Here is a 243-nt window from a genome sequence, read left to right as displayed (position 1 = left end):
GCTGATCGCCTTGTTCAGCGGCGCCAGATATTTGCGGTCTTTTTTCTCTAGATAGACCCGCAGCAGCAGTTGCGAGGCCTCAGATGTGCCGGCGTCATCGAATGTGGCGTTGCCGTAATAGTGGTGATATTCCTCCAGACGCCAGGCGTTGGCGGCGATGGTTGCGTACCACTGCTTCAGCGACTCTTCGCCCTTGGTGTCGATGACATAGTTCCAACCGCCAGCAGGATGCTGGCCGCGGAC

General features: G+C 58.0%; 1 protein-coding gene. It reads right to left on the bottom strand.

Going from position 1 to position 243, the window contains the following annotated elements; translation table 11 throughout:
• On the bottom strand, positions 1–243 hold a 243-nt coding region (locus tag Ga0451573_RS19505; protein ID WP_231685871.1), incomplete at both ends, for a hypothetical protein.

Origin of the sequence: Phosphitispora fastidiosa (genome assembly GCF_019008365.1) — a bacterium.
Lineage (GTDB): Bacteria > Bacillota > Thermincolia > Thermincolales > UBA2595 > Phosphitispora > Phosphitispora fastidiosa.
Note: the sequence above shows the minus strand (reverse complement) of the source record. Positions and strands in the feature narration are given on the sequence as shown.